General features: G+C 63.0%; 25 protein-coding genes. 15 read left to right on the top strand and 10 right to left on the bottom strand.

Annotated features, from left to right (window positions below; genetic code table 11):
* The first annotated feature begins 7 nt into the window (after positions 1-7).
* The 6 genes from BMI88_RS01665 (at position 8) to BMI88_RS01690 (ending at position 7,053) form a co-directional block, all read left to right on the top strand.
* Positions 8-802 carry an SDR family oxidoreductase gene (locus BMI88_RS01665; RefSeq protein ID WP_078545469.1) on the top strand — a complete coding sequence of 265 codons (795 nt, stop codon included), beginning with the start codon at positions 8-10 and terminating at the stop codon, positions 800-802.
* Complete coding sequence (locus BMI88_RS01670) at positions 802-1,743, top strand: 3-hydroxyacyl-CoA dehydrogenase (protein ID WP_078545471.1); 942 nt, start codon at positions 802-804, stop codon at positions 1,741-1,743. Before BMI88_RS01665 ends, BMI88_RS01670 begins: the two co-directional genes overlap by 1 nt.
* 4 nt (positions 1,744-1,747) lie before the next feature.
* Positions 1,748-2,674: a 3-keto-5-aminohexanoate cleavage protein gene (locus tag BMI88_RS01675; RefSeq protein WP_078545473.1), complete on the top strand. Its 927-nt coding sequence runs from the start codon at positions 1,748-1,750 to the stop codon at positions 2,672-2,674.
* A gap of 26 nt (positions 2,675-2,700) precedes the next feature.
* Positions 2,701-3,579, top strand: a complete 879-nt coding sequence (locus BMI88_RS01680) for an SMP-30/gluconolactonase/LRE family protein (RefSeq protein ID WP_078540081.1) — start codon at positions 2,701-2,703, stop codon at positions 3,577-3,579.
* A 535-nt stretch (positions 3,580-4,114) separates the two neighbouring features.
* Positions 4,115-6,193, top strand: a complete 2,079-nt coding sequence (locus BMI88_RS01685; protein WP_078545475.1) for a 4Fe-4S binding protein — start codon at positions 4,115-4,117, stop codon at positions 6,191-6,193.
* Positions 6,190-7,053, top strand: a complete 864-nt coding sequence (locus BMI88_RS01690; RefSeq protein WP_078545477.1) for an FAD:protein FMN transferase — start codon at positions 6,190-6,192, stop codon at positions 7,051-7,053. Before BMI88_RS01685 ends, BMI88_RS01690 begins: the two co-directional genes overlap by 4 nt.
* A 32-nt stretch (positions 7,054-7,085) precedes the next feature.
* On the opposite strand, the gene BMI88_RS01695 is transcribed toward BMI88_RS01690, so the two are convergent.
* Both BMI88_RS01695 and pedF read right to left on the bottom strand, forming a co-directional pair.
* On the bottom strand, positions 7,086-7,994 hold the full coding sequence (locus BMI88_RS01695) for a transporter substrate-binding domain-containing protein (protein WP_093476946.1): 909 nt from the start codon (positions 7,992-7,994) through the stop codon (positions 7,086-7,088).
* A complete protein-coding gene (pedF, locus tag BMI88_RS01700; protein ID WP_078545479.1) occupies positions 7,994-8,677 on the bottom strand; it encodes a cytochrome c-550 PedF in 684 nt (227 codons plus the stop codon). The genes BMI88_RS01695 and pedF overlap by 1 nt, the downstream gene beginning before the upstream one ends.
* Before the next feature lie 206 nt (positions 8,678-8,883).
* Between pedF and BMI88_RS01705 the strand changes: the two genes are divergently transcribed.
* From BMI88_RS01705 to BMI88_RS01715, 3 genes are read left to right on the top strand one after another with little or no spacing between them, the layout of a single operon-like run.
* Positions 8,884-9,861 (top strand): ABC transporter substrate-binding protein, encoded by a 978-nt coding sequence (locus tag BMI88_RS01705; RefSeq protein ID WP_078545481.1) that lies wholly within the window; start codon positions 8,884-8,886, stop codon positions 9,859-9,861.
* 42 nt (positions 9,862-9,903) lie between these two features.
* Positions 9,904-10,695, top strand: a complete 792-nt coding sequence (locus tag BMI88_RS01710; RefSeq protein ID WP_246831801.1) for an ABC transporter permease subunit — start codon at positions 9,904-9,906, stop codon at positions 10,693-10,695.
* Positions 10,692-11,303, top strand: coding sequence for an ATP-binding cassette domain-containing protein (locus BMI88_RS01715; RefSeq protein ID WP_078545485.1), 612 nt, complete (start codon positions 10,692-10,694; stop codon positions 11,301-11,303). The genes BMI88_RS01710 and BMI88_RS01715 overlap by 4 nt, the downstream gene beginning before the upstream one ends.
* Here BMI88_RS01715 and BMI88_RS01720 read toward each other — a convergent pair.
* The 5 genes from BMI88_RS01720 to BMI88_RS01740 are packed head-to-tail and all read right to left on the bottom strand — an operon-like array spanning position 11,276 to position 15,350.
* On the bottom strand, positions 11,276-12,052 hold the full coding sequence (locus BMI88_RS01720) for an ABC transporter permease (protein ID WP_078545487.1): 777 nt from the start codon (positions 12,050-12,052) through the stop codon (positions 11,276-11,278). The two genes, BMI88_RS01715 and BMI88_RS01720, sit on opposite strands and share 28 nt — an antisense overlap.
* Positions 12,049-12,774, bottom strand: coding sequence for an ATP-binding cassette domain-containing protein (locus tag BMI88_RS01725; RefSeq protein WP_078545489.1), 726 nt, complete (start codon positions 12,772-12,774; stop codon positions 12,049-12,051). The genes BMI88_RS01720 and BMI88_RS01725 overlap by 4 nt, the downstream gene beginning before the upstream one ends.
* Complete coding sequence (locus tag BMI88_RS01730) at positions 12,767-13,204, bottom strand: hypothetical protein (protein ID WP_078545491.1); 438 nt, start codon at positions 13,202-13,204, stop codon at positions 12,767-12,769. The genes BMI88_RS01725 and BMI88_RS01730 overlap by 8 nt, the downstream gene beginning before the upstream one ends.
* An 11-nt stretch (positions 13,205-13,215) precedes the next feature.
* Complete coding sequence (locus BMI88_RS01735) at positions 13,216-14,178, bottom strand: YVTN family beta-propeller repeat protein (protein WP_078545493.1); 963 nt, start codon at positions 14,176-14,178, stop codon at positions 13,216-13,218.
* Positions 14,175-15,350, bottom strand: a complete 1,176-nt coding sequence (locus BMI88_RS01740) for an ABC transporter substrate-binding protein (RefSeq protein ID WP_078545495.1) — start codon at positions 15,348-15,350, stop codon at positions 14,175-14,177. The genes BMI88_RS01735 and BMI88_RS01740 overlap by 4 nt, the downstream gene beginning before the upstream one ends.
* Before the next feature lie 161 nt (positions 15,351-15,511).
* Here BMI88_RS01740 and BMI88_RS01745 point away from each other — a divergent pair, with 161 nt between their 5' ends.
* The 6 genes from BMI88_RS01745 (at position 15,512) to BMI88_RS01770 (ending at position 22,892) form a co-directional block, all read left to right on the top strand.
* The gene (locus BMI88_RS01745; RefSeq protein ID WP_078545497.1) at positions 15,512-16,069 is read left to right on the top strand and encodes a sel1 repeat family protein; all 558 of its coding nucleotides are present in this window, start codon (positions 15,512-15,514) and stop codon (positions 16,067-16,069) included.
* Positions 16,070-16,243: 174 nt separating this feature from the next.
* A complete protein-coding gene (locus BMI88_RS01750) occupies positions 16,244-16,624 on the top strand; it encodes a c-type cytochrome (protein WP_078545499.1) in 381 nt (126 codons plus the stop codon).
* A 197-nt stretch (positions 16,625-16,821) separates the two neighbouring features.
* A complete protein-coding gene (locus BMI88_RS01755; protein WP_078523113.1) occupies positions 16,822-18,588 on the top strand; it encodes a PQQ-dependent methanol/ethanol family dehydrogenase in 1,767 nt (588 codons plus the stop codon).
* 185 nt (positions 18,589-18,773) lie between these two features.
* Positions 18,774-19,481 (top strand): response regulator transcription factor, encoded by a 708-nt coding sequence (locus BMI88_RS01760; RefSeq protein ID WP_078545501.1) that lies wholly within the window; start codon positions 18,774-18,776, stop codon positions 19,479-19,481.
* A 22-nt stretch (positions 19,482-19,503) separates the two neighbouring features.
* A complete protein-coding gene (locus BMI88_RS01765) occupies positions 19,504-20,673 on the top strand; it encodes an FIST N-terminal domain-containing protein (protein WP_078545503.1) in 1,170 nt (389 codons plus the stop codon).
* On the top strand, positions 20,670-22,892 hold the full coding sequence (locus BMI88_RS01770; protein ID WP_078545505.1) for a PAS-domain containing protein: 2,223 nt from the start codon (positions 20,670-20,672) through the stop codon (positions 22,890-22,892). The genes BMI88_RS01765 and BMI88_RS01770 overlap by 4 nt, the downstream gene beginning before the upstream one ends.
* A 78-nt stretch (positions 22,893-22,970) precedes the next feature.
* Here the strand turns inward: BMI88_RS01770 and BMI88_RS01775 are convergent, their stop codons facing one another.
* From BMI88_RS01775 to denD, 3 genes are read right to left on the bottom strand one after another with little or no spacing between them, the layout of a single operon-like run.
* Positions 22,971-24,746: an IlvD/Edd family dehydratase gene (locus BMI88_RS01775; protein ID WP_078545507.1), complete on the bottom strand. Its 1,776-nt coding sequence runs from the start codon at positions 24,744-24,746 to the stop codon at positions 22,971-22,973.
* Positions 24,743-25,645, bottom strand: coding sequence for an NAD(P)-dependent oxidoreductase (locus BMI88_RS01780; RefSeq protein WP_281480133.1), 903 nt, complete (start codon positions 25,643-25,645; stop codon positions 24,743-24,745). Before BMI88_RS01780 ends, BMI88_RS01775 begins: the two co-directional genes overlap by 4 nt.
* Complete coding sequence (denD, locus tag BMI88_RS01785; RefSeq protein WP_078545511.1) at positions 25,642-26,625, bottom strand: D-erythronate dehydrogenase; 984 nt, start codon at positions 26,623-26,625, stop codon at positions 25,642-25,644. Before denD ends, BMI88_RS01780 begins: the two co-directional genes overlap by 4 nt.
* Positions 26,626-26,763 lie beyond the last annotated feature (138 nt).

The raw sequence follows: 26,763 nt of genomic DNA on the forward strand, positions 1-26,763 counted from the left end.
GATTTCGATGAGTGATACATCCAGGATGAAATTGCCCGGCCTCGAGGGCAAACGCGTTGCGGTCACGGCGGGCGCTTCCGGCATCGGTCTGTGCATCGCGCGGGAGCTGGCTCGGCAAGGCGCGCGGCTGGCTATCTGCGATATCGATGAAGCCGCGCTTGAACGGGCCGCGCAGGAGCTGGGCGCCGAAGTGGCCCTGCGCGCAGACGTCTCGGATGAAGCTGCGGTGGCATCTTTCTTCGAAGCGATCGGCAAGACTCTGGGCGGGCTCGATGCGCTGGTCAACAATGCCGGCATTGCGGGGCCCACCGGCTCGGTCGACGAAATCTCGCCTGAGGATTGGCGGCGCTGCCTCGATATCGGCCTCACCGGGCAGTTTCTATGCACCCGGAAAGCGGTGCCGATGCTGCGCGCGGCGGAGGGCGGAGCGATCGTCAATATCTCCTCCTCGGCGGGCAAGTTCGGCTATGCGTTCCGGACGCCCTACGCTTCGGCGAAATGGGGGGTGATCGGGTTCACCCAGAGCCTGGCCAAGGAACTGGGCCCCGAGAATATCCGTGCCAATGCGATCCTGCCCGGCATTATCGAAGGGCCGCGGATCGAAGGCGTGATCGCAGCCCGCGCGAAGCAGACCGGGATCAGCCATGAAGAGATGACCGAGCGGTATCTGTCGAACGTCTCGCTGCGCCGGATGACCCCGCCCGAGGACGTGGCGGACATGGCCGCCTTCCTGATCGCCGAGACCGGGCGCAACCTGTCGGGGCAGAGCTTCCCCGTCGATGGCAATGTGGAGACCTTGTGATGAAAGACCCTGTCGCCTGCGTCGGTTCGGGGCTTATCGGGCGCGCTTGGGCCATCGTGTTCGCCCGTGCCGGTCATCCGGTGCGGTTGTGGGACGAGGTTCCCGCCGCGCCCCAGGCCGCGCGTGACTTCGCCGCCGAGATGCTGCCGGAACTGGAGCGCCTGGGCCTCATCCCTGGCACCGCCGAGGAAGCCCTCGCGCGCATCGAGCCGGTTGCCACGCTCGAAGAGGCGCTCGAGGGCGCGCGGCACGTGCAGGAGAGCACTTTCGAGGAAATCGGAGTGAAGCGCGAAATTTTCGCACGTCTCGACGCGATTGCCGGGCCCGATACCGTGCTCGCCTCCTCGTCGTCGGCTCTGCTGCCTTCGGCCATTTCCGAGGGGCTCGCGGGGCGTCACAGGGTCGTGGTCAATCATCCGATCAATCCTGCCTATCTCGTGCCCGCCGCAGAGTTGGTGCCCGCGCCCTGGACCGATCCCGCGCTTCTTGAGCGCACAGCGGATCTTCTGCGCGACGCCGGCATGCGCCCGATCGTCATGCAGAAGGAAATCGACGGCTTCGTGATGAACCGCCTTCAGGGCGCCCTTCTGCATGAGGCGTTCCGGCTTGTGGCCGATGGATATGCCAGCACTGAAGACGTCGATATCGGGTTGCGCGAAGGGCTTGCGCTTCGCTGGTCCTTCATCGGCCCGTTCGAGACCATCGACCTCAACGCGCCCGAGGGCGTGCGGCAATACGTGACGCGCTATGGCGGCATTTACGACGGCATGGCGGGGCAACCCGCGGCGGACTGGCGCGGCCCCGTGCTGGACCGGATCGAGGCGGAGCGCCGTGCGGCGCTTCCCGCAGACGAGCTTGCTCAGCGGCAGGCGTGGCGAGACCGGCGCCTCATGGCGCTCGCCGCTCACAAGCGCCGCGCAACAGACGAAATCGGAGATTGATAGAATGCCAGACAAGGTCATCCTCACCTGCGCCGTGACCGGCGCCATTCATACGCCGACGATGTCGGACCACCTGCCCATCACGCCCGATGAGATCGCCGAAGCCGCGATCGGGGCGGCCGAGGCGGGGGCCGCAATCTTGCACCTGCATGCCCGTGACCCGAAAACTGGAAAGCCCGACCAGTCGGCCGAGGCCTTCGCGCCGTTCCTGGGCCGGATCAAGCAGGCGACGAATGCGGTGGTGAATATCACCACCGGCGGTTCGCCCTACATGACGGTGGACGAACGCACGAAGCCCGCGGCGCAATGGGCGCCCGAGGTCGCCTCGCTCAACATGGGGTCGATGAATTTCGGCTTCTTCCCGCTTCTCGCGAAATACAAGGAGTTCAAGCACGAATGGGAGCGTGAGCATCTCGAGGGGTCGCGTGACCTCGTCTTCCGCAATTCGTTCAAGGACATCGAATACGTGCTGGAGACCTGCTACGACAACGGCACCCGGTTCGAGTTCGAGTGCTACGATATCTCGCATCTCTACAACCTCGCGCATTTCGCGGATCGTGGCCTCGTGAAGCCGCCGTTCTTCGTTCAGTCCGTTTTTGGCCTGCTGGGGGGGATCGGCACCCATCCCGAGGATGTCATGCACATGAAGCGCACGGCAGACCGTCTCTTCGGAAAGGATTTCCGCTGGTCGGTTCTGGGGGCCGGCAAGGACCAGTTCCGCATCGCGACACAGGCACTGAGCATGGGGGGCAATATCCGCGTCGGTCTCGAGGACAGCATCTGGATCTCGCGCGGCAAGCTTGCAGAAAGCAACGCCCAACAGGTCGCCAAGGCGCGCGCCCTCGTCGAGGGTCTGGGCCTCGAGCTCGCGACGCCGGACGAGGCGCGCGAGATGCTTGCGCTCAAGGGCGGCGACGCCGTGAACTTCTGAACCGGATACCAAGGGAGGAGACCAACATGCAGATCGATATTCTGCTCGACGTGAAGACGACACTGGGTGAGGGCCCGGTCTGGGACGTCGAAAGCCAGCGGCTCTATTTCATCGACTCGATGGATGGACGTGTGTTTCGCTGCACTGCGGACGGCACGGAACTGCGCGCCTGGGATGTGCCGGGCAAGATCGGTTCGATGGCGGTGCGCAAGGACGGCAAAGGAGCCATCGTCTCGCTCGACAAGGGGTTCTGGTTGCTGGATTTCGACAGTGGCGATTGCGAATTGCTGCACGACCCGGAAGCCAACCTCGCAACGACCCGTATCAACGACGGCAAATGCGATCGGCGCGGTCGGTTTTTCGCCGGTTCGATGGATATGCAGGAAGAGGGGCCGCTGGGCGCACTCTACCGCGTCGATCCCGACCTGAGCGTTACCAAGCTCGAGGAGGGGATCATCTGCTCGAACGGGCCTTGCTTCTCGCCGGACGACAAGACCTTCTACTTCACGGATACCTGGACCGGTGAGATGTGGGCTTATGACTATGATATCGAGACCGGCGGCATTTCGAACCGTCGCACCTTCGCGAAGGCCGACACCTCGAACGGCGGCGCCGCGGACGGGGCGACGGTCGATGCGGAGGGCTATTACTGGATGGCGCTGGTCTATGACGGGCGGATCTGCCGCTTCGCACCGGACGGCACGCTCGACATGGAAATCCCGATGCCAGTGAAGAAGGTCACGAGCGTCCAGTTCGGCGGCCCCGATCTCGATGTGCTCTACGTCACGTCGATGGCGAAGCCTCCGCTGCCGCGTTTCCCCGACGACGGTGTTCAGCGCGGCAGCCTTTTCGCGATCCGCGGTCTCGGCGTGAAAGGCGTGCCGGAGCCGCGCTTCGGCGGCTGACCGATCAAAGCCGACCTCATCTGAAGCCCTGCGCGCGCTCCGCGCGCAGGCGCATCCGGAGGAGCTGCGTGAGACCGGAGAGCGGCCAGCGCTCGGACAGGGCGTGGCCTTTCGTTTCCCAAAGAGAGCAGTGTGAAATTCGCCTCTCCGGGAAAGTTATCCCTAGTAGGTCAGCCACTCCAAACGCTCTCCGATGCGGAGCCAGGAATTTTCCTGAAATTTTCTGACCGGAATTTTCAGGTTGGCGAGGGACACTGGGTCCCATGAAAGATTTCGCAAACCCACCCGCCGATCTGGCGCGCTCCAATCCCCGGGCCGCGTCGACCCGTCCACAAACCTGCACTCTCTCGAAAGTGAATAGCCCCGCCTTTCTTAGACGCCTTCGTGTCTCAGTTCCCGCTGTCGCTCGAAGCCGACGGGCGACAGCATTCCATGCCAAGCGTGCAAAGCTTGCCGCGCCGAGCGCAACCGGAACCTCATCGTCTCGCTACGAAGGTCGAATATCGCCGCGCCATCTGATCGTTAGACTCGCCGCATGTTGCGCGCGCTCATCCTATGGTTCTTTCTGGCGTTGCCCGCTTTCGCGGCGAGCCTGTCGCGCGAGCAGGTGGCCGATATCGTCGTTGCGCCTTATGCGGTGGGCGATGAAATCAATGAAAAGGGCGTCTGGCAGCTCCGCAATTCCGGGGGCGGCGAGGCGGGTTATGTCTTTGAGACCGGCGAATTGGCGCCGTTGCCGGGTTTTTCCGGCAAACCGATCAACATGCTGGTCATGCTCGATCTGGAAGGGCGCTTCATAGACGTGAAACTGATCAGTCAACACGAACCGGTTTTCGTGTCTGGGCTGGGAGAAGCGCCATTTCGGGAATTTCTCGAACAGTATCGCGGCCACTCCATCAACGAGCCGATCGTCGTCGGCACGCCTTATGGCGGTGCCGGGTCGGGCTCAGATCTCGTTTATCTCGATGGTGTGACCAAGGCGACCGCGAGCGTGCGGATCGCGCATGAATCAATCTTGGCGGCGACGCTCGCGGTGGCGCGTGAGAAGATGAAGGGAATCCAATCCGGTCCGCCGCCGAAGCCTGATCCAGACCATCGCGAGCAGCTTGACTGGCAAGGCCTTATCGAGGCGGGACTGGTAGGGCGGCTCCGCGTCACGAACGCAGAGGAAGACGCGGCGTTCGACAATACGAAATGGGCCGCCGATGATGCGACGGTCGATAGCGACCCGAACGGGCTTTATCTCGATCTCTATGCTATCGACCTCGGCCCGGGCTCGATTGCAAAAGCTGCGCTTTCTCCCGAGACCTATGCCGAAACGCGACGCTTCCTGTCTCGTGCGCCGGATGACGAGCTCTATCTGCTCATCGAGGCCGGCCGACAGGGGCTGGTGAGCGAAGACTTCGTCCGGAACACGGCACCGGATCGGATATCTGCGCAGCAAGATGGATTGCCGCTGGCGCTGCGCGATGCGGACATTCTGGCGCAACTGGCCAAAGATGCCCCGGCGACGCTTGAGGACGCGACGAAGATGGTGGTCCGGCTGGATCGCCGTCTCGGTTTCGATCCCTCCCGCGATTGGGAGCTGACCGCGCAGGCGGTTCGTCTGCATGGGATGTTTCAGCCCGAAGCGGGAGAGGCGAAATTCAGTCTCACGATGAAGACACCCGAGCGGTTCTTCGTTTTCCCGCAAGTGCCGGAGGCCTTGCCGCCATGGCGTGAGGCGCTTCGCAATCGGGCAACGGATTTGTGGGTTCTCAGCGGGTTCCTCGTGCTGCTGTTTGGGGCGCTGCTGCTGCAATCGCGGCTTGCGGCGCTCAGGCTTTTTACCCCGGTGCGGCTTGCGATTCTCGCGATCACGATCGGCTTCGTCGGTTATTGGGGGCAGGGGCAACTCTCTATCGTGACGCCCATCGCGGTAATCCGGGCGCTCACCGGGAACGGCTCGCTCGAGGTGCTCCTCTATGACCCGTTCTCGCTTCTGATCTGGGCGGCGGCGATCCTCGGTTTCCTCCTGTGGGGGCGCGGATTTTTCTGCGGCTGGCTTTGCCCTTACGGGGCAATTCAGGAATTCGCGCATCACATCGGACGCGTCCTGAACTTGCCGAAATGGGAGCCGCCACGGTCACTTGCCCAAGCGCTCCTTTGGACCGGGCCGGTGGCGTTGGCTGTGCTGACCGGCATTGCACTTGTCACGCCCGATCACATCGAGAAAGCCGTCGAGGTCGAACCTTTCAAGACTGCTATCACCACCCATTTCGCCAGACCCTGGCCCTATGTGCTCTGGGCGGCGGGGTGGATCGCGGTCTCGATGGTCTGGTTCAAGGGGTTTTGCCGCTCCGTCTGCCCCTTGGGGGCCGCGATGCGGCTCGGCGGCCTCTTACGACTGCGAAGCTGGATCCCGCGTCGGGCCGACTGCGGCTCGCCGTGTCAGCTGTGCAAGGTGCGATGCAATTACGGGGCAATCGCGAAGACCGGCCAGATACGGTATTCAGAGTGTTTCCAATGCCTCGATTGCGTGAAAATTCATGACGATCCAAAGCTTTGCGTGCCTCTCGTGCTAGCCGCGAAAAAGGGAAAACGCGGCCCCGGCCTGAGGGAGGCAGCAGAATGAAACGGCGCCGTTTCCTGCAAATTTCGGCGGCGGCGCTATGTGCCGGAGCCCGCGCGCAGGCAGCGACCTGGACTGGACAGGCATTTGGTGCCGAGATCGCGCTCGATCTCAGGGGCGGGGTCAGGAACCGGCAGGACATGCGCGCGATCCGGGACGAAATTCAAGAGATCGAGAACACGTTCTCCTTGTATCGCGAAAGCGAATTGACGCGCCTCAACGCGACAGGCCGCTGCCGACCGTCTGCTGCGATGTCGGAGGTTCTCGCGCTCTCGCGACGGGTGCATCTGGCGACGTTGGGCGCGTTCGATCCTACGGTGCAGCCGCTTTGGGATGCCTTGGCAAATGGCAATAGCGGCGCTTCGCTGCGTGCGAAAATCGGCTTTGAGACCGTAAGAGTTGCGGCGGACATTCGACTCGGACCGGGGCAAGCCCTGACGCTGAACGGGATCGTGCAGGGATATGCGGCTGACCGTGTCCGGGACCTCTTGGTTGCGCGGGGCTATTCCGACGTGCTGGTCGACATGGGCGAGTTCGCGGCGATCGGCGGTCCGTTCGATCTTGGGGTGTTGGATCCAAGCGCTGGATTGCTTGCGCGCCTGCAGCTGCGCGACGGGCGGGCGATGGCGACCTCGTCGCCGGGAGCGCTCGCTTTGCCGGGTGGCTCGCATATCCTGGGGCCCCAAGGGCAGCTCCCGCGCTGGTCAACGGTTACGGTCGAGGCAAAGAGCGCGGCGCTCGCAGATGCGGCCTCGACTGCATTCGTGCTCATGGAGCGCGACGAGATCGCACGTAGCGCGGCCCGTCTTGGCCTCGATGCCGTCCATCTGGTGGATTTCGATGGGAATTACGGGCCGCTCTGATCGCGAGATCGAAAGCGGCCCGAACGCGCAGATCACCGCGTCGGTGGGGTGAATCCCACGCCGTAATCGGCAAAGGCCTTGGCGATCCGCCCGTCTTCCAGCGCAGCTGCGATCGCGTCATCGACCGCATAGCCAAGACGACGATGCTGCATCGAGAGCGCCACGCCGATCGCCCATTTCGAGCGCGGCAATCCGAGCGGCGGTTCGTGGATGTCGATGCCGGGCGCAAGCGCGGCTTCCAGCTCGGCACGCGGGCCCATCACCGCCATCACCTCGTGATCGGCCAGTGCCTTCATCGCGAGCGCGGTATTGCGGTAGCGATGCACCTTGTCCGCCGAAGGTCCACGGGTTACGTCGGTCATGTAGAAATCGGAAATCGAGTCATTCTCGACACCGATAGGATCATAACGGAAGACCGCCGGGGTCGGCCCCTTATCGGGATAGCTCGCGGCGTCATAGGCGATGGCGATATGTTCCTCGCCGTAAATGCCGGTGAAAACGACCTGATCGAAGCGACAGGCGTAATCCACATCATAAGGAACATGCAGCATCACGTCGGAGACGCGGCCATTTACGACGGCGCCCTTGTAGACATAATTGCGCAAATCGGCGTCAAGCGTTTCACCTGCGGAGACGAGCCGGAAGCGCGGCTCGACGCCCAGAGCTCCCGCGATAATCTTGCCGATCTCGATATCGATCCCTTCGGCTTTTCCGGCGTTCTCGAAGGACCAGGGCGCATAGTCGTCATAGACAGCGAATTCGATATAGCCGTCCGTGGCAATCCTATCGAGATCGCGCCCGATATCCTGTGGCGAGGTATTCTGCAATTTCTGTTCTGGGGCCACGCCTTCGCATGCGGCAAAGGCGGGAATGGCTCCGACCATCCCGCCCAGAAATGCCAGCACGCCAAGCCCCGCGCGGGCCTGTGCGATGACGCTCATCATTCCGCAGCCGATATGCCGATCGAAAGCATATCCGCCGCTTCCTTCTGCTTGCTCGGATCCTTCTCCAGCTCATGTGCTGCGCGGGACGCAGCGCTGTCGGCGACAGGTGCTCCGGAAGCGGTATCGACCTTGCCGGAGATATCCTCGAGCGTCGCAATCACGGTGGGGACGTCGGCCTCTCCTGCGGCAAGCTGATCGCGGATCTTGTGAAGCTCATCCGAGTAGGGCTCCAATGCACCATCGTCAGGTCGCGTCTCGATATAGGTGCGGATTGCCCAGGCTGCTTTCTGACCGAGGATTTCCCCGAAGGCGGGCATCTTGGTGGTCCCGTTCTGGGTCATCCCATGGCGGAAGCGTTCAACAAACCATTCGTCGCCATATTCCTCGGCTTCGAGATAGCGCAGGTCCGGCGCCAGACCGCCCGAAACCGCACCCAGCCCGTGGCAGCGCGCACAGTTCTGATTGAAGCCGCTGTCGCCGATCTGGACGGCCTTGGCCCACACCTCATCACCGGCCGCTGCGGCGCGATAGGGGTTCTCGCTGAGCCATTCCTCGCCAACGTCGGGCAGGGCATCGGTGTTGACGGGCTGTGGTGTCACGTCGCCATGCGAAAAGGCGGTGACCGGCGCAAGTGCCAGCGCCAGAAGCGCGGCCATCAGGCCCTTACGGGTGTTGAGCATCTAAACCTCCCAAAAAGATCTCGCTTGTCTTCTGGATAACGCGAGGCTGCGTCGGGCCACCATTCGACCTTGGTATCAATCGCGGTCCCGCTGGCGGGAAGGGGCATTGTCCTTTGGTCGAATAGGCGCGCCGTCGCGACCTGATACTGTGGTCGCAAATGCGTGATCGCCGGAGGAGCGGCGGGGGGCGCAGATGGGAGGAACAGATGGCTTTTGACGGATTGAGCCGCGCAGCGGGCGCGGCGATTGCAGCTCTCGCAATGAGTGCAAGCGCATGGGCGGCGGACCTGCCAGTGCTGAAGGTGGCCGCGCTCGAAGGCGGAACCGTGAATTGGGAGCTGGACACGATCAAGCACTACGGTCTGGACCGAGAGAACGGCTTCACTCTCGAGGTGGTCCCCGTCGCAGGGAAGTCGGGCTCCGATATCATGCTGCAGGGCGGGGCGGTCGATGCCATCGTAACCGACTGGTTCTGGGTCGCGCGGATGCGCGCAACGGGCGAAGATTACCGCTTCATTCCTTATTCGAAAGCAGTGGGCGGGCTTTTGGTCGCTCAGGACAGTCCGGCAAAAACGCTGGCCGATCTCGACGGAAAGAAAATCGGCATCGCAGGCGGGCCGCTCGACAAGAGTTGGCTCATACTGCGGGCCTATGCCGAGCAGGCCGATGGCTTTGATCTGGCGGGCAAGACCGAGCAGGTTTTCGGCGCGCCGCCCCTTATCATGAAAGCGGCGCTTTCGGGCGAAGTCGATGGCGCGATCAATTTCTGGCATTTCGGTGCGAAGATGGAAGCCGCAGGGATGCGCGAATTGGTGAGCGTCGGCGATGCCGCGCGCGCGCTTGGTCTCTCTCCTGAGACACCGCTGCTCGGCTATGTTCTGTCGGGGGACTTGGTGGAGTCGAAACCGGAGCGAGCCTCGGGTTTGGTCGCCGCCTCGCGCGCGGCCAAAGAAAAACTCGCCACCGACGACGAGGCCTTTGCGCGGCTTCGCCCGATCATGAATGCCAAAAGCAACGCCCAATTCGCGGCGCTCAAGGCGGGATGGCTCGCTGGCGTCCCGGCACCCGGCCCGGTCGATGAGGCGGCTGCCGACAAGATGCTGCGTCTCATGGCGAAACTGGGCGGTGAGAAGCTGGTGGGCGGCGCGACATCGCTGCCCGAGGGCACATTCCTGACGAACTGAGCGATGGGCGCAATTTTGATCACGCAAGGGAAGAGATCTGGCGTGGAGACCGGGCGCAGCTTCGCTCTGCGAAACCGCGCCCGGCTCTGGCCCAACCTTCCTGTGGTCGTTGCCTCGCTCATGGCGCTCGTTCTGCTCTGGGCCTGTCTCGCTTGGTGGTTGGCCGATCCGCAGCTTGCTCCCGGACCACAGATAGTTTTCCCGACTCTCTGGACGGCATTGGTGAGCGGTGACCTTTGGCCAGACCTGAGCGCCACGCTCACACGGGTGACGGCAGCCTTCGGGCTGGCGATGGGCTTCGGCGTGGCGATCGGGATCGCACTTGGCGGCAGCCGTCGTGCGGATCGCTGGTTTGGGCCCTGGTTGACGGTCGCGCTGAATATTCCGGCGCTGGTGACCATCGTGCTTTGCTATCTCTGGATCGGGCTGAATGAGTGGGCGGCCATCGCGGCTGTGTCGCTGAACAAGATTCCAATGGTCGCGGTGATGCTGCGCGAAGGGATGGTGGCGCGCGACACCGACATGTCGGACATGGCGCGACTTCACTGCATGGGCTGGTTCGCCCGGCTGCGCCACATTTTGATCCCGCAGCTCGCGCCGCATATCATGGCTTCGGCGCGCGCGGGGTTGGCACTGATCTGGAAGATTGTGCTTGTCGTCGAGTTTCTCGGCCGATCCAACGGGATCGGATTCCGCATTCATCTTGATTTCCAGATGTTCGATATCGCGGGCGTGCTTGCGAATGCGCTTGCCTTCGTCGCCGTGATGCTCGCGGTGGAATGGGGTCTCCTTGCGCCGCTTGCGCAACGCGCTGCACGCTGGAGACAAAGATGATCCGGCTGGAGCTGACAGAGAAATCCTTCAGCGGCATACCTGTGCTTGGACCTATGAAGCTCGATGTCGCGCGCGGCGAGGTGCTGGGGCTCTCGGGAGCGTCAGGTGCAGGCAAGACAACCCTGTTGCGACTGCTGGCTGGGCTCGACCATCGTTTCGAGGGAAGCCTCAAGTTGGAGGGGCGCCGCGCAATGGTGTTCCAGAACCCGACCCTGATGCCTTGGCGCCGCGTGATCGACAATGTGACGCTGCCGACTTCAGCCACCGAGACACAGGCGCGTGCGATGCTGGATCGGGTCGGGCTGGCCGGCCTTGAGGATCACTGGCCCGGTCAGATTTCGGTCGGTCAGGCGCGGCGCGTGGGGCTGGCCCGGGCCTTCGTGATGCGCCCCGATGTGCTGTTAATGGACGAGCCCTTCGCCTCGCTTGACGATGCGAGGGTGGAAGGCCTGCTGGAACTGACCGCCGGCTTGATCGCGGAAACCCATGCGGCGGTGGTGATTGCGAGCCATGCGGCAGGCGAACTTGATGCGCTGGCCACACGGTTTGCCCGGGTCGAGGGACGCCCGGCACGGCTCGTTCAAGAGCGGGTGCGGGCGGGTTCGTAACCCCAGATCGCAACGGCGAAGAACACCAAGCTCGCCAATGCGGTCCAACCGAGAGCTGCGGGGTTCAGCTGGCCGTAGAGCGCGAAGCGGATCAATTCGACTGCCTGAGTGAAGGGATTGATCTCGCATAACCTGGCGAGAAGCGGAGAGCTCTCCTGCATTTTCCATATCGGGTAGAGTGCCGAAGAGCAGAAGAACATCGGGAAGATCACGAAGTTCATGATCCCTGCGAAATTCTCCAGCTGTCTGATGCGCGAGGACAGGAGCAAGCCAAGCGCTCCCAACATGATTGCCGCAAGCAAAAGCGCGGGGACGACGGTCACATATCCCGTCGACGGTGCGCGCAATCCGAAGAGCGCCGCTATGGCAAGGAAGGCCGCGACCTGCACCATCCCGACCAGCGCGCCGGCGAGCAGTTTCGCGCCAAGCATGAACCATCGCGGCAGAGGCGCTGTCAGCATCAGCCTCATCGCACCATTCTCGCGATCGTGGACGAGGCTGAGAGAACTTTGCATTCCGGAGAACAGCAAGATCATCGCGCAGAGACCGGGCAAGATATAGGTCTCATAGGAAATATAGGTCCGGTAGGGGGGAATGATCGACAAGCCCAGTGCTGCCCGAAAGCCCGCCGCGAAGATGAAGAGCCAGATGAGCGGGCGCACGAGAGCTGCGAGGAACCGCTCGCGTTGCGTGAAGAAGCGAGCGAGTTCGCGCGAGGCGATGGCGGAGGCGGCGGAGAGCGCGCTCATGCCGTTTCGCCCATCGCCTGGGAGAACCAGTCAGCTAGGAGGCTGTTCTTGCTCAAGCCCCGGACGTCGCCTTGCTCTTTCACCTGACCGTTCTGTAGCACCACGACCTGATCCTCCGGGCGTAATTCATCGGCGAGATGGGTGGCCCAGAGCACGGCTATTCCGTCTTGGGCGAGTTGATGGACATGGGCGGTGATCGCGCTGCGGGCAGGCGCGTCGAGACCTACCGTCGGCTCGTCGAGCAAAAGGAGCCGGGGCCGATGAAGCAGCGCGCGGGCGATCTCCATCCGGCGCCGGTGCCCGCCATTGAGCGCGCGCAGTTTTTCTTCGGCACGTTCGGCCATGCCCAGACGGTCGAGCGCTTCCGAGATGCGACGATCGGCGAGTTTGCTGCCGAGCCCGTGTAGCGCTGCGAAATAGCGTAGATTTGCGCGCACCGAGCGATCGAGATCGAGCGTCGGCTGCTGGAAGACGACGCCGATCTCAGCCAGCGCCTTGCGCCGGGCGCGTGCCATGTCGTGACCGGAGATCGTGACCACGCCGGGGGCGGGCCGGATCAGTCCGGTCAAAACCGACATCAGCGTCGATTTGCCTGCGCCGTTGGGGCCAAGCAGTGCGCAGAAGCGCCCCTTCTCGACGCGGAACCCCACATCGCGCAGCGCGGGTTTGCGGCCCCAGTCATGGCTGAGGCCCGCAACATGCAGGGCAGGCGCGTCACTCAATCTCGATCTCCAGACGCTGATCCTCACCGGTCGAGCCGGGTATGTGCAGGTCGTAGCGCCCCGGCTTGATCGCGATGAACCCGATCTCCATCGTGCCTGCGCGGTCGAACTCGATGGAGGCAAGACCCATCGGGCGGACCTCCAGCCCGCGGATCACCACCTCGTCGACCCAGATCGCGCGAAAGAAGCCGTCGCTTTCGAGCCCGATTTCGCCTGACCCGTCGGCGGTGATCTCGACCTCGTAATATCTGCCCGATCGCAGCGTCCAGGGACCGCCCAGCGGCTCGCCCACCGAGAGGGTCACTTCGGGGAGGTCTTCCTTGTTGTGACCCGACAGAAGGCCCGCCAGGGGGGCCGCATCTTCGTCGGCCCAGGCGGGACCGGCGCAGAGCGCGGAGATCAGACTGATTTTCAAAATTTCTGAAAACATGAAAAGCCTCCTCACTTGGGGGTCGGGCGTGCGGCTGCGCCCCAGGGGAAGCGGCCGACTTTCACGGTGTCGATCGGCTCGAGCGTGGCGATATCGATCACCGTCACATCGCCAGAGACACCGTTCGTCGTGAAGAGTTTCGTCTGATCCGGCGAGGTCGCCATGTGCCAGACACGACGTCCGACGAGGATGTACTTTTCGACCTCGAAGGTCTTGGCGTCGACCACCGCGATATGGTTCGCGGGCCCAAGCGCGATGAAGACCTTCGTGGCATCGGGCGAGAACCGCATGCCGACGGGCTGGATCTTCTCGGGGCGCACGCCTTTGAGCGCGAACGAGATCTTGCCGATCTCACTGTGGTCCGAGGTATCGAAGATCGCGACCGTGCCGCCGATTTCGGAGCTGACCCAGAGTTGCGCGCCATCAGGGCTGAACTCGGCATGGCGCGGGCGCGGGTCAACCAGAGAATTGGCGATGATCTTATGCGTTTCGGTGTCGATCCAATGCGCCATGTTGGTCGTTTCCGAGGTCGTCACCTGAACCTTCCCGTCGGGCGAAATACCCATGCCTTCGGGTTCGACGCCGACATCGATTTGCGCCACCACTTTTCGGGTTTGGGTGTCGACCACAGTGGTGATCGCGTCATCCTCGTTCGCGATGTAGAGAAGCCGGTCGTCCGGGGCGATCACGAACTGCTCGGGGTCTTCACCTGAAGGCAGATCGTGCAGGATCTCGCCGGTATCGGGGTCCATCACCTGCACCGCGTCGCTGTCCGAGGCACAGATATAGACTCGTTTGAAATCGCGGCTGAATGTGATCCCGCGTGGACGTTCCCCGGTCTCGTAGGTGTGCAGCACCTTGAAGGTCGATGCATCGATCACCGAGACCGTGTCGTCAGCTTCGTTGGTGACCCAGATTTCGTCCGCGAAGGCCGGACTCGCGAGCAGGGTCGTCAGAAGAAGGGCGCGGATCATTGGCTGTCTCCGAAGGCGGCGCAGGTGGATTCGGGGGCGTCGATGCCCAGTGTGTCGAGCTCGTTGGTTTGGTGCAGAAAGCCCTCGAGCGGGGCGAGCGCGGTCAGCGCACGCTCGGTCACCAACGGGATCGGCTGACGCAGCTGACCGTTCCAGTTGCGAAACGAGAGCGGTCGGCCGAGGAAACCCGCGAGGCGAAATTCGTCCGAGAGCATGTAGCGGCGCAGGGTCGCAGGGTCCGTCGATTGCGTGCGGGTGAAAGCCTCACCCACAGCCGCAACCGCGACCCAAGCGGCGAAATCGCCCTGCGCCATCTCGCGGCCTGCGGCTTCGCGGAAACGGTTTTGCAGCTGCGCCGCGCCATATTGCTCGACCACGCCCGACCAGCCCACGGGCTTCAGCCCTTCGGAGCCCGCCAACGGGCGCGGAAGCCAGCTGTTATAGGCGATGTAACGCGCGAAATCGCCCGGCTCGTCGGAGACGAGAAGGAGGTCGTGATCGGGGAGGTCCTGCGTAAAGAGCGGCACCTCGGCAGCAGCCGCCCGGCGCATATCGGCATCGAAGGCCCATTCCTTCTCGCCCGCGAGCGTCAGGCCGAATTTGGTGAGCGCGCGTTTCAGTGCGGCAGTGAAGGCCAGGTCCTCGGGCAATTGCCCGGAGATCAGGGCCAGCTTGCGCCATTTCTTGAAAAGGATGAACTGCGCCAGCGCATCCGCGCGCATCGCATAGCTCGGTGCAGTATGCAGCACGTTCCCGCGGCAGTCATCACCACGCAGCGCATCGTCCTGCGTCGAGGCATCGAGGATAAGCACGTCCTTTGCTTCGGGCAGGTCGGCTAACGCCAGCAGGTCCGGGGCAGGGGCTTTGACGACGAGCACCTTCGCGCCGTTAGCCAGCACGGATTTCGCGGCACCCAGAAAATCGTCTTGGGGGGCGATGACGTTTTCGTTCAATGCGTAATCCTGCCCGGTAAAGCGCCCGGTCGTTCGGATGTCGCCGATCGCAAGCCGCGTGCCGTCGAGACCCAGGCTCTCGGGAACCGCCGCCATGTTCGAGAGAATCGGCGGCGGCGTGACCTGATGCTCCAGCCAGTCGATGCGCAACGTTTCCGATGACGCAGGCGCGCCAAGGAGCAGCGCGGCACAAACCCCGATGAGCCATTGGATTCGCAAAGATTTCCTCCCATGCCGGACTCCTCCGGCAACGCCATGCTGCGAAGCGGAGGTGCAAGGTGCAATACGACCAAGGTATAAGCCGCACCTGCGGGCGCACTCGCCGCGGCTATGCTAGGATCTTGCGAAGGAAGGTTTCATCGGAGCAGGAGGGGAATGCGATGCGCGCGATGATCTGCACGGCTATTCTGGTGGTGAGCCTGCCCCTTGGTGCCGTGGCCCAGCAATCGGATGAGGGTGGAGATTTCCACGGGGACCTGAACCCCGAGGAGTTGTCGCTCGACCGGGCGCTGCGCGACGTCGGGCGAGGTGAGACCTCGATGACCAATTGCGCGATGGGCTACCTGATCACCAAGTCGGGGCGTCATGCCGAGGCGCGTCAGCTCTTCGAGCGATGCTCGCGCGACGGTTGGACAGGGGCGATGACGTGGATGAGCCAGCTCGACGACAACGGTCTGGGTGGCCCCCTCGATCCGGGCGCAGCCGCTGACTGGGACAAGCGCGCCGCCGATCTGGGCGACCCGGTGGGGATGTTCAATCGCGGGCTCGACCTGATGCGCGGACGCGGCGTCGCGCGCGACGAGGCGGCGGGGCGGGCACTCGTGGATCGCGCGGCAAAGGCAGGTCTTCCCACGGCGCAGCGGCTTCAGGGAGCGGGTTACGACCTCGATGAAGTCACGCCCGATGCCGACAATTGGAAATACGCGCCGGTCTCTTGACCGGATGCGGGCGGCGGCCGGGTCTTCCTCTTCCCATATGCGACCCGGCTGCCCGAACCTGCGCGATCTACGACCAAGGTAGGGGGGTGAGCTTGATGCGGATCAAGCCCGCCGCTCGGAGACGGGGGCATTGTGCGGGGCGAAAGACAGTCGCAATGAAGAAGAGGTTCTCAGATGTTTCGCCCCGTCCTGGCCGCCACCGTCCTGATCTGCCTGAGCCTTCCGGCCGCTGCCGAGACCTATAAGAAGGTCAAGACAGATGCTGGTGGAGCTCTATTCGAGACCTCGTGCAGGCGTTGCCACTCGGTCGATGCCGACAAGGCGAGCTACGGTCCGCTCTTGAACGGTGTCGTCGGTCGTCGTGCGGGCACCTATCAAGGCTATCCATATTCCGAGGCGCTGAAGGCTGCGGGCTTTGTCTGGACGCCCGGCGCGCTGCGCGCCTGGATGGAGGACAATGACAAATTCGTCCCCGGCACCAAGATGCGCCATGTCGGGATCGAGGATCCGACAGTGCAGGATTTCATCGTCACCTATCTGACATCGTTGAATTGATCTCTTCCGCGTCGTCGTTCCTCCCGGCGGCGCGGCGACTTTGACGGTCCGGTTCGGTCCGGGCGGGGTCGCACAGGGCGTAAGACCAATGGACAATATACGCCGCGATCCCGCCGTCGATACTTGAGCCGTGATGCATCGTGAGTGCGCGTGACCCCCGCGTCGCACCACGGGCGGGAGACCAAAGGGAGGACATGATGAACAGATTTGTATTGGCAGCCGTCGTTGCCATTTCCTGTCTCGGAACGGCTGTGAGCGCCGGTGTGACCGAGGAGGATCTGGCCAATGACCAGACCAGCACCGATAACGTGCTCACCAACGGGATGGGGCGCCATCTGCAGCGTTATTCGCCGTTGGAAACCCTCAACAAGGACAACGTGAAGAACCTCGTTCCGGCCTGGGCCTTCAGCCTTGGCGGCGAGAAGCAGCGCGGTCAGGAAAGCCAGCCGCTCGTTTATGACGGGGTCATGTATGTAACGGGTTCCTATTCGCGTATGTGGGCGATCGACCTGAAATCCGGCGAGGAGATCTGGCAATATGACGCGCGCCTCCCCGAAGGCATCCTGCCATGCTGTGACGTGATCAACCGCGGCGCCGCGATCTATGGCGACAACATTTATTTCGGCACGCTCGACGCGCGCATCGTGGCGCTCGACCGCAAGACCGGCAAGACGGTCTGGAACAAGAAGATCGCCGATTACAAGGAAGGGTATTCCTACACCGCCGCGCCCTTGATCGTTAACGGAATGGTCATCACCGGCAATTCTGGCGGCGAGTTCGGCATCGTCGGTGAGGTGCAGGCACGAGACGCCGAGACCGGCGAGCTGGTCTGGACGCGTCCGACAATCGAAGGCCACATGGGCACGCTCAATGGTGAAGAGAGCACCATGACCGGCACGCTCAACGCGTCCTGGCCGGGCGACATGTGGAAAACCGGCGGCGGCGCGACCTGGCTTGGCGGTTCCTATGACGCCGACACCGATACGCTCATCTTCGGGGCGGGCAACCCGGCGCCTTGGAACTCCTGGCTGCGCAATGCTGGCGAGAAGAATGACGGCAGCGGCGACAACCTGTATGCGGCTTCGCGTCTGGGCATCGACCCAAAGACCGGCGAAATCAAATGGCACTTCCAGACCACTCCGCGCGAGGGTTGGGATTTCGACGGCGTGAACGAAGTCGTGGCCTTCACGGACAAGGACGGCAACAAGCGTTTCGCCACCGCCGATCGCAACGGCTTCTTCTACGTGCTGAACCGCGACGATGGTAAATTTATTGCGGCCTATCCTTTCGTGAAGGATATCAACTGGGCGAAGGGCATCGATGAGAACGGTCGCCCGATCTATAATGAGGAAATGCGCCCCGGTGCGCCGAACACCAGCTCGGAGGATGGCAAAGGTCAGCAGGTCTTCGCGGTGCCTTCGTTCCTCGGTGGCAAGAACTGGATGCCGATGAGCTACAGCCAGAAGACCGGCCTGTTCTATGTGCCCTCGAACGAATGGGGCATGGATATCTGGAACGAGCCGATCTCCTACAAGAAGGGCGCGGCCTATCTGGGTGCGGGCTTCACGATCAAGCCGCTCTTCGAGGATTACATCGGTTCGCTCAAGGCGATGGACCCTGCGACCGGCGAGGTGAAGTGGGAATACAAGAATGACGCGCCGCTCTGGGGTGGCACGATGGCCACCGCGGGCGGTCTCGTGTTCTTCGGCACCCCCGAGGGCAAGTTCATGGCTCTCGACGACGAGACCGGCGAAGAGCTTTGGTCGTTCCAGACCGGCTCTGGGATTGTCGGTCAGCCGATCACCTGGGAAGAAGATGGCGAGCAATATGTTTCCGTCATGTCCGGCTGGGGCGGCGCGGTGCCGCTCTGGGGTGGCGAGGTGGCCAAGCATGTGAACTATCTCAATCAAGGCGGCATGGTCTGGACGTTCCGCCTGCCCAAGCAGTTGGCCTCGGCTAACTGATTGCTTGATCATCAACGAAATGCCTGGGCGCGAAGGGAAACCTTCGCGCCCTTTCACGTTCCATGCCGACTCTGTCGCGCGTTTCGGCGGGATAAGACTTTTTGCCAGTATGACAGGTCAGAGGGGCGCGATAGGCTAAAGAAAAGGCGGGCGAGGTTCCGCCACGCCATGCCGAAGGACGCATTATGAAGGATCGCGCTGTCAGTCCGAAGAGGGTCGAATTCAATGCGGCGATGATCGTCGAAGATCATCCGTTATTCTGCGACGCGCTGGCTATGACCCTGCAGGCCGTTGCGGGAATCGAGACAGTCGCACAGGCGGAGCGTCTGGGCGACGCGATACAAATGATTGAAGAGGGGGCCGCACTGGACGTTATCGTGCTCGACCTGAACCTGCCGGACGTTAACGGGCTCGACGGGTTGATGCGGCTCAAACAGGCTGCCCCGGACAAACCGATCGTCGTCGTTTCCTCGCTCGACGAACCGCGGGTGATCCGCTCGGCGATCCTCGCGGGTGCGGCAGGTTTCGTGCCCAAACATTCGCGGCGCGAGTTGTTCAGGGCCGCTTTCGCCGCAATCAGCCGCGGTGAGGTCTTCGTGCCGGAGACGAGTGGCGAGGCGCTGGCCGGGGGCAACGGTATTTCTCCTCAGGACGAGGCGATCCGACGTCTCAGCCAGCTCACCCGGCAACAGGCGAATATCCTCGAGCAGATCTGCGAAGGCAAAATGAACAAGCAGATCGCCTTCGACCTCGATATTGCCGAGACCACCGTGAAAGCGCATGTGACCGCGATCATGCGCAAGCTCGGCGTTTGCTCGCGCACGCAGGCAGTCCTGATCGCGCGCGAGGCGCAGAGTATGACGGGATTGCCCGAAGGCTGGAGGGCAGGCTAATCTTTCCGTTCAGGGAGGAGATATGCTGGATATTCACGACTCGCGCGCCGGCCCAGGCTGTCCGCGCTCTGCCTATGCGCCTGCGCAGGCGCCGGATTCACTGCGCCGGATCGCGGAAGACCTGGGTGAAGGCCCGTTTGCTCAGGTTTTTCTCTTCGTTGATCCCGGCGCCGATCTCGACAGTCTCGTGCAAGAAGGTCGCGCGCTCTTCCCTGGCGCTGAAGTCGTAGGCTGCACCACTGCCGGAGAGATCACCGGGAACGGCTACGATGAAGGCCAGATAGTGGGCTTCGCGCTACCGGTGAAGGGATTTTCCACTGAGACTTTGATCATCGAAGATCTAGACCGGCTTGATACGAAAGCGCTGGTGTCCGAGCTGTTGCGCGCCCGGCAAAGCCTCGGGCGTCTCGCGTTCGAGCGGGCGAATGAATTCGCGATCCTGTTGGTTGACGGCCTTTCGGGGCAGGAGGACCAGCTGGTTTCCGCACTGTCCGGTGGGCTCGGGCCGGTGCCAGTGTTCGGGGGGTCGGCGGGGGACGGCAACAAGTTCGAGCGTGCCGAGTTGTTTGCCCGCGGACGGCGTTTCGAGAATGCAGGAATCCTGACGCTTGTCCGTTCCGCCTGCGAGGTGAAGCTGTTTTCATTTAACCACTTGCAGCCCACCTCCTCGCGAATGGTGGTGACAATGGCCGATCCCGGCGCGCGTTCGGTGCTGCGGATCAATGACGAACCGGCAGCCCGCGAATACGCGAGGCTGCTGGGGCTCAGCGTCGCCGACCTTTCGCCGACAGTCTTTGCCGCGAACCCGATCCTCGTGCGCGTCGGCGGGCGTTATCACGCGCGTTCGATCCAGCAAGTCGGGCCGGGAGAATCGCTGATATTCTTCGCCGCGATCGATGCCGGCTTGGTCCTGACCCTGGGCCGCCCTGACGATATCTCCGCTCATTTGGCGCGCGAACTTGACGCGCTCTCGGCCAGTCGCAGACCTTCGGCCGTGCTGGGATTTGATTGCATCTTTCGCCGCTTCGAAGCTGAGGGCAAGCAATGCGCCCGCGCAGTTTCCGATACGCTGGCGCGCCATGGCGTGGTCGGTTTTTCGACCTATGGCGAACAGATCGGCGCAATGCATGTGAACCAGACCATGACTGGCGTGGCTTTCTTCCCGCCTGAACCATCGGGGATGGAGCCATGAGGCAGTCCCTGGCCGCTTCGCTGCTCGATCCCGGCGATACGTTGGAGCGTCAGAACGCGAAACTTCTGACCATCGCTGAGGCGCTGATCCAACATTCCGAGGAGATGAACGAGGACCGGGGAGCCGCCTTCGCCCAGTTCCAGCGCGCCGCAATGCTCGAAGAACAGGTCCGCGCGCGCACGCGTGATCTGGAACGGGCGCTCGATCTTCTCAACGTTTCGAATGCGCGATTGGCCGATGCGAACCGCGAGACCGAAACCGCGCGGCAAAACCTCGCCGCGGCGATCGAGACCGTTCAGGATGGGTTTGCGCTATTCGACGCCCAGGACGTGCTCGTGATGGCCAATTCGCGTTTCAACGCGCTTCTTGATGACGTGCGTGACGAGATCGTGCCGGGGATGCAGTTTGACGACTACCTCGAACTCGTGGCGGGATCGACGCATCTGCACATGTCTGACGGGATGAGCCGTGGCGACTGGATCGCAATGCGCCGCGCGCGCCATGCCGAGCACCACTTCATTTTGAACCAGCGGATGGGAGACGACCGCTGGATGCAGGTCAGCGAACATCGCACGCATGATGGCGGGACGGTTATCTTGCAGACGGAGGTGACGGATCTGATCCGCGCCGAAAGGGAGAAACGGGGGCGGCTCCTCGACGATCAGGCGAAAATCCTGCGCGCGACGCTGGAGCACCTGAAACTCGGCGTCTGCATCTTCGACTCGCGGTTGCAGCTTCTGGGCTGGAACGCGCGGCTTGGCGAATTTCTTCTTCTGCCGCGCAACCGGCTGCGCGAAGGGATGCATTTCGACGCGATCCTGGAACAGGTTCGCGACCAGTTCACCTTTCCCAACGGGCTCTCTGCGCATCGTCTCGGGGATTGGGTGCGGCGTGCGCTGCGCCGCGACCAGTTCGAGGTCGAGGTGACGCGGGAGGGCGGCAAGGTCTTCGAGATCTTTGCGCAGGAATTGCCTGACGGTGGCTTTGTCATGTCGCTCTCCGATGTCTCGGCGGAGCGGCACGCGATCGAAGGGCTGAGCCGCGTGAACGAGACGCTGGAGGCGCGCGTGACCGAGCGCACGCTGGAGTTGGAGGATGCGCTTGCCAGTGCCGAACGCGCCAACGCATCGCGCGCCCGGTTCGTGGCCGCCGCAAGCCACGACCTTCTCCAACCCTTGTCGGCAGCAAAACTCTATCTCGCATCGCTGGGCGAAGAGAAAACGTCAGATATCGCAGCGAGAACCGTCGAGAAGGCACAAAACGCACTCTTGTCGGTGGAAGGCATTCTCGGCGCATTGCTCGATATTTCTCGGCTGGAATCGGGCCACGTCTCGGTCGATCTGGGGCCCGTCGCGCTGGGCCCGATATTCGCGGCGCTGCGCGATGAATTCGCCATGCATGCCCGTCTCAAGGGGCTCGATTTCCGTATCGTGTCGACTGACGCTGTCGTTGTCTCGGATCGCGCTTATCTACGGCGAATTCTGCAGAACCTGATTTCGAATGCGATCCGTTACACAGAGACCGGCGGCGTATTGATGGCTTTGCGCCACCGCCGAGATGAGCTTGTGATCGAAGTGCGCGATAGCGGCCCGGGGATTGCAGAAGATGATCAGGATAAAATCTTCCACGAATTCCATCGCCTGAACGCGAAGGCGTCCGCGTCGGAAGGCATGGGGCTGGGGCTCGCGATCGTGGAACGTGCTGCAGCGGTCCTGGGGCACCCGCTGACGCTGCGCTCGGCACCGAGGCGCGGTTCAACCTTCACTTTGGGCCTGAAGCCCGCGCTTGGAGGGGCAGCACGGGCCGAAAATGACGTGGTGACACCGGTGCGCGACCCCGAGGGTGGCGATATCGTCGTGTTGCTGGTCGAGAACGACGCGGATCTCTCACGCGCGATGACGCAACTTCTCGAGAAATGGGGAGCGACGGTTCTCGATGTCGATAGCGGCGAAGCGGGGCTGGAACTTCTCGAGGCAACGGGGCTAGAGCCGGACGCCTGCCTTATCGACTATCAACTCGGCGATGGAATGGATGGACTGCAGCTGATTGCCGCCTTGCGTCAAAAGATCGGCTCCGTTCCGATGCGCTTGGTTACTGCGGATCGTTCAGAAGAGTTGCGCAAGATGGCTGCGGCAGCGCAGGTCGAGATGCTCACCAAGCCAGTGCCGACTTCGCAGTTGGCGGCGTTTCTCTTCGGATCTCAGCGCCGCGCAGGCTGAGCGTCGCCGCGCTCGGTTGCATGGGCCAAAGGCTTCAAATGAGTCGGTATTGGCCCATGCATGGGGCGTTCCTGCGCCTCAGTGATTGTGCCGTGGCAGTCGCTTCGCAAGCTGACGGAACTGCTCGGCGTCGCGGATCGTCGCACCGTCGGCCATCTGCGTGACGGTCTCGCGATAGAGCTTCTGCCACGGGGTCGCTGCCACGGGGATCGGCGGCAGGTCGCCAGCCTTGCGCGCTGCCAGTTCGTCGTCGGCAACGAGCATGTCGCAGCGCCCGTTGTTGAGATCGATGCGGATCGTGTCGCCGGTGCGCAGCCATGCCAGCCCGCCGCCCGCCGCGCTCTCGGGTGAGGCGTTCAGGATCGAGGGGCTGTCCGAGGTGCCCGATTGTCGCCCGTCACCGATCGTCGGCAGGCTGGTTATGCCGCGTTTCAGCAAGCGATCCGGCGGCTGCATGTTCACCACTTCCGCAGAGCCCGGCCAGCCGAGCGGACCCGCCCCCCGGATCACGAGGATCGAGGATTCGTCGATCACGAGTGCGGGGTCGTTGATGCGGGCATGATAGTCTTCCGAGCCGTCGAAGACGAAGGCCGTGCCCTCGAGAATTCCCTCGCGGCCCGGCTCACTGAGATAACGCTCGCGGAACTCCGGCGAAATCACCGAGGTTTTCAGGATCGCGAAGTCGAAGAGATTGCCAGAGAGGACATAGAAGCCCGCGCGCTCCATCATCGGCTGCTCGAAACGGTAGATCACCTCGCGATCGGTGCTCTCGTGCCCGTCTAAGTTCTCCGCCATGCTGTGACCGGTGACGGTGGGACAATCGCCGTTCAGCTGTCCCGCCTGCAGCAGTTCCCACAGGATCGCAGGGACACCGCCCGCGCGGTGGAACCGTTCGCCCAGATATTTCCCGGCGGGCTGCACATTGGCCAGCAGCGGGATGTCGTAGCCATGCGTTTGCCAGTCCGACGGATCGAGCGTCACGCCCGCATGTTTCGCCATTGCCATGATATGCGGCTGGGCATTGGTCGAGCCGCCGATCGCCGCGTTCAGTTTGATCGCGTTCAGGAAGGCCTCGCGGGTAAGGATGTTCGAGGGCCGGATGTCCTCGTGAACCAGTTCAACGGCACGGCGCCCGGTGCGATAGGCCATCTGGCCGCGGGCGCGATAGGCCGCCGGTATCGCCGCACAGCCGGTGAGCGACATACCCAGCGCCTCCGCGATGGCGTTCATGGTAGAGGCCGTGCCCATCGTGTTGCAGTGGCCAATCGAGGGGGCGCTGTCGAGCGCGGTTTCGAGAAACTCGTCGCGGGTGATTTCGCCCGCGGCGTATTTGCGGCGTGAACGCCAGATCACCGTGCCCGAGCCCACGAGTTCTCCCTCGTGCCAGCCGTCGAGCATCGGCCCGCCGGACAGAACGATCGCGGGTAGGTCGACCGTCGCCGCGGCCATCAGGGCCGACGGGGTGGTCTTGTCGCAACCCGTGGTCAGCACGACACCGTCGAACGGGTAGCCGTAAAGCAGTTCGACAAGACCCAGATAGGCGAGGTTGCGATCGAGCGCGGCGGTCGGACGCTTGCAGTTCTCAAAGAGCGTATGCGTCGGGAATTCGATCGGGATGCCGCCTGCATCGCGGATCCCGTCGCGCACGCGCTTGGCGAGATCCAGATGGTGGCGGTTGCATGGGTTCAGGTCGCTGCCCGACTGGGCGATCCCGATGATCGGCTTGCCCGCGCGCAACTCTTCAGGCGTCGTGCCGTAATTCATGAAGCGTTCGAGATAAAGCGCAGTCAGGTCGGCATGATCGGGATTGTCGAACCAGTCTTGCGAGCGCAGGCGGCGTTCGGTTTTGGTCATGATCTTTCCTCGAGAAGGGACACGCTGTTGAGCGTCTCAAGATGAAGCAGCAGCCCGGAATGATCGACGTCGCCGTTTCCAGCGGCGACGAAGGCCTCGTAGGCCGCACGCACGGTATCGGTCAGCGGGAGCTCGAGATGGTTTGCGTTCGCAAGCGTCTCGACGCCGCGAAGGTCTTTCAGCTGCAGTCGCGACGGGCCGCCTAGGGTGAAATCGCGGGCGATCATCCGCGCGCCATGCAGTTCGAGGATGCGGCTTTCGGCAAAGCCACCGCGGATCGCGTCGCGGAATCTCGCGGGATCTGCGCCGCCCGCTCTCACGAGGACCATCGCCTCGGCGACCGCGCCGATGGTAATCGCGACGATCTGCTGATTGGCCAGTTTGCAGACCTGACCGGCGCCCGCAGGGCCGACATGGGTCATTCGCCCAAGTGGTTCGAGCACGGGCGCGATCCGCGCGATCGTCTCTTTCGGCCCACCCGCCATCAAAGCGAGCGTTCCGCTCTCGGCGCCCGCAGTGCCGCCCGAAACAGGGCAGTCGATCTGCGTCACGCCAAGCTCTTCGAGCCGGGCGGCATGATCGCGCGCCACGTCCGGCGCGATCGACGAGGTGTCGATCAGCACGCTGCCCGGGCGCAGGGCTTCGGCTGTGCCTTGCGCAAACAGCACGTCGGCCACCGCTGCGCCATCAGAAAGCATGGTGAAGGTGATATCCGCCTTCGCGACGGCCTCGGCGGGGCTCCCCGCCTGCTCGGCCCCGGCGGCGACCAGCGCGCGGGCCTTTTCGGCAGCGCGGTTCCAGACGGTGACGGGATAGCCCGCCCCGAGGAGGCGCCGAACCATCGGCGCCCCCATTAGACCTGTGCCCAGAAAAGCAATATTGGGGAGCGGCTGTGTCACGCGGCACCTTCCAGTTCATCCTCGATATGCGCTTGGATGATCGCGTCAAAGCTGTCTTCCGAGGTAAAGCCGAGCTGGCGGGCGCGGGTCGCGTCGAAGCCTGCGGCCCAGCTCTCGCACATCTTGGTGATCATCGCGTCTGGCTCGCGCCGGATCAGGGCGACAGCCTTTTGTCCTGCAACTCGGCGCAAGGCTTCGATCTGTTCGCCGACTGTGGCGCTGACACCCGGCATCGAAAGGTTGCGGCGCGGCCCGACCTCATCCAGATCGATATCGGCTGCGTGCAGCATGAAACCCACTGCCGAGCGCGGCGAGGTGTGCCAGTGCCGGATCGTCTCGGGCACCGGAAGCACGGCTTCCTGACCCACCAAGGGTTCGCGCAGGATGTTCGAGAAGAAGCCTGACGCTGCTGCATTCGGTTTGCCCGGACGGATGCAGATCGTGGGCAGGCGGATGCCGATCCCGTCGAAGAAACCATGGCGCGAATAGTCCGACAGCAGCAATTCGCAGATCGCCTTCTGGGTGCCGTAGCTGGTCAGGGGCGTCGCGTGGAACTCGTCGGGGATCGGATAGGGCAGGGGCGCGCCCACCACCGCGATGGAAGAGGCGAAGACCACCCGCGGACGATAGCCATCGGCGAGGTTCGCGTGACGGATTGCCTCGAAGAGCGCGCGGCTGCCGTCGAGATTGATCCGGTAGCCCTTTTCGAAATCTTTCTCGGCCTCGCCCGAGACGATCGCGGCTAGGTGGAAGATCACATCAGGCCGCGCGGCGATCAGTTTCTCTGCGGTGCCTGCTTCGGACAGGTCGGCTTGCAGGCAATCGGTGGTGCCTGAGTATCCCTCCGGCGTTTCCGGGGCGATTACGTCGACCAGCGACAGGTGGTCGACCGCTTTGCGCTGAAGCGGCGCTCCTCGGACGATTCGATCGGTGAGTTTTCGGCCAACCATTCCCGCCGCGCCGACAATGAGTGCGTGCATAACGTGTCTCCTCCCTGAGAAATTCGCAGTCTACCATCATCAAAGATGTTGTAATGTTGTCTGATAACCAGATATATGCGGGATGCAAATCATTTTTGTCCAGCTGGTCGAGATGGGGCGACGGGTGAGCACGAAGAA

It is taken from the genome of Thioclava sp. F36-6, from assembly GCF_002020305.1.
Taxonomy (GTDB): domain Bacteria; phylum Pseudomonadota; class Alphaproteobacteria; order Rhodobacterales; family Rhodobacteraceae; genus Thioclava; species Thioclava sediminum.